General features: G+C 35.5%; 3 protein-coding genes and 1 pseudogene. 2 read left to right on the top strand and 2 right to left on the bottom strand.

The genetic code is table 11. The features are described 5' to 3' along the window. Positions 1 to 128 precede the first annotated feature (128 nt). Together V7149_RS19740 and V7149_RS19745 are read left to right on the top strand one after the other, a co-directional pair. Positions 129 to 587, top strand: a complete 459-nt coding sequence (locus V7149_RS19740; RefSeq protein WP_335347301.1) for a LytTR family DNA-binding domain-containing protein — start codon at positions 129 to 131, stop codon at positions 585 to 587. Beyond that, complete coding sequence (locus tag V7149_RS19745; protein WP_335347302.1) at positions 584 to 994, top strand: DUF3021 domain-containing protein; 411 nt, start codon at positions 584 to 586, stop codon at positions 992 to 994. Before V7149_RS19740 ends, V7149_RS19745 begins: the two co-directional genes overlap by 4 nt. A 184-nt stretch (positions 995 to 1,178) precedes the next feature. Here V7149_RS19745 and V7149_RS26590 read toward each other — a convergent pair. Both V7149_RS26590 and V7149_RS19755 read right to left on the bottom strand, forming a co-directional pair. After that, positions 1,179 to 1,525: pseudogene (locus V7149_RS26590) on the bottom strand (NAD-dependent dehydratase); the annotation flags it as partial. Positions 1,526 to 1,680: 155 nt separating this feature from the next. Further along, positions 1,681 to 2,235 (bottom strand): GNAT family N-acetyltransferase, encoded by a 555-nt coding sequence (locus tag V7149_RS19755; protein ID WP_335347304.1) that lies wholly within the window; start codon positions 2,233 to 2,235, stop codon positions 1,681 to 1,683. Positions 2,236 to 2,446 lie beyond the last annotated feature (211 nt).

Consider the following 2,446-nt stretch of genomic DNA (forward strand, 5'->3'; position numbering starts at 1 on the left):
CTTGCTTGGAATATCCACATACAATTTGATTAGAGCGATGATGAGAGGAGTGAATGAAAAGAACAAGTATTGACAGACATCGCGTGCTGGAGCAATTATAATTTTTGGTGAAAAGAGGTGTCTGAAATTTGAAACTTTTTTTAAACATCGATAAAGCATTTAAAGAAACGAAGATTACTATTGAAAGCCCTGAATTAGATGACAATATTAAGGAACTAATTGACTTCATTCACGGAAGGGAACAGCCATTCCTGATTGCCAAAAAAGGTGAAATGCAGCATATTCTTAAACCAGTGGATATTCACTATTTTCATACAGAAAAAGAACATGTAGTTGCCGTAACAGGGACGGATTCATTTATTTTAAAAGAGAAGTTATATGAGCTTGAGGCCCTGCTTCCTTCTAATAAATTTATCCGCCTATCTAAATCGGTTATTGCCAATTTACATGAATTGAGCCATTTTGAAGCCTCATTCAATGGTACACTCTGCGTTTATTTCAAATCTGGTAAGAAAGAGTACGTGTCTCGTACCTATGTCCCTGTGATAAAAGATGCTTTAAAATTTAATAGGAGGAAAACAGAATGAAGACATTTATACTTCGCAGTTTCATCGGTATTTTCTTTGGAGGCTTCATTACGGTGCTTTACACGAATTTAACAATCCTTTTCGGCGGTCTCGAAATGATAGATGGAAGCTTATTTTTGAAGAACTCGATAGGTTCTATTCTCTGCGGATGGTTTTTTACAGTGAGTTCTATGTACTATGAAAACAGAACTTTAAAGCTTTCTCAACAGACTATTTTCCATTTCTTAACCGTCAAGATCCTCTACTTCATCTTGGCCCTTACGATCGGATGGATTCCATTTACGATACAAAGTATTTTATTAACACTCTTCATCTCCATCGTCACTTTTACAATCTGTTGGATCACATTTTACCTTTACTTCAAAAATCAAGCCCGGAGATTAAATGATGATTTAAAGAAACTATGAGAAATGCCAATGGGACGGTTCTCCCGGTTTTTTAGTAAAAAGATCCTGGCCACAAGAACCGTCCACATGGACTCCAGATGTCATTCTCCGTAATCCAATAAAATCGTTTTGAATCCAGCATCTAACATATTCCGTTCTCTTTCACGTGAATCGCTGCTTTAAGGCTCGTTTGCGCTCTTGCTTACAGCCATTCATAAACTTCAACAATCGTCTCTTCCAATGTCAGGGAGGTAAGCCCCTCATGAACTGCATTTTCGATATAGATGGAAAAAGAACCTTTCCAAGGTTTGGTTTCACCCTCTAAGGAGAAGTCCTCAGGAATCCATAAGGGCATTTCTGTCCATGGCTAAGCATTGTGCTCTATAAAAAAAATTTCATTTGCCCATACTCATTCGCTGTAGCTATTGGTAACGGCTTCACATAGATATATAATAGCTTTTCCATTGTTAATTTATCATTCGGACCTGTTACATTAAATGTACCTGCTTTCCTTCTTTCTGCCATATCAAATACCCATTTTGTGATATCTTTTTATATCAATCAGCCGAACTCCTTCTTCCGCTAAATGGCCCTATAATGAAAATAAGTGCTGTTCCTTGTTACAGAAAAGCGCCGGATTAATGAATATTGAAAAATATGTGAAACTGCAATAAAAGCTCTTCTGTTATTTTACTAAAGCTACTACTTCAAGAAGACCGTTCCCATTCTTTTCGTAAAATCCCCATTTTAATAGCATCAAAATATTCACCATTCACCATTCTTGCCTGCCTTATTCTTGCTTCTTCTTTCATTCCCAATTTTTCTGCAACCTTCATCATTCTTATATTTCCTGACCAAGTTGACATCCCTAACCGATGCAATTCAGTAGAACTGAATAGGAAATCAATCCAAAGTTTATAAGCCTCAGTTCCGTAACCACCATTCCAAAAATTTTTATCATAAATCACGATACCAGTTTCTAACCAATTAGTGTTTTTATCCACCCAATAAGAGCCAACTGTTCCAATCAACTTATCTCCTACAAAAATGATTAGTGTATTGGGAATGTTGGGGAAAATTTCATAGTTTTTCTCCCAATCTATTTGAAATTGTTCTTTTGTAATGTAAGGTTCAGGAATGTAGGGACCATTCCATTTCTTGGCTTCTTGTTCCTTTTCTTCATATTTCCAAAAATATAATTCATCAATATCCTGTTGAGTAGCTTCTTTCAACTCAACTTTTCGTCCTTCAATTTTAATCATAAAAAGCGTGCTTCCTCCCATTCTATCTTGTTCAAACCACATACTTATATGAAGAATACCATAATAATCAAAATCCTTATTCAACTATTTTCCAGTTTAAGTGCAAATTTTACAACACCATATTATCATTACCCCATTAGTAATCAATTCTTCTTGATATTTTTCCTTTATTAAATGGCACTTATCATGAAGAAGACGCTTTCCTTATTTC

Origin of the sequence: Bacillus sp. JJ1503 (assembly GCF_036965125.1) — a bacterium.
GTDB lineage: Bacteria > Bacillota > Bacilli > Bacillales > Cytobacillaceae > Cytobacillus.

Excerpts from the sequence above, each read along its gene's own strand:
- V7149_RS19745 (WP_335347302.1), top strand. The coding sequence starts at position 584 with ATGAAGACATTTATACTTCGCAGTTTCATCGGTATTTTCTTTGGAGGC.
- V7149_RS19755 (WP_335347304.1), bottom strand. The coding sequence starts at position 2,235 with ATGATTAAAATTGAAGGACGAAAAGTTGAGTTGAAAGAAGCTACTCAA.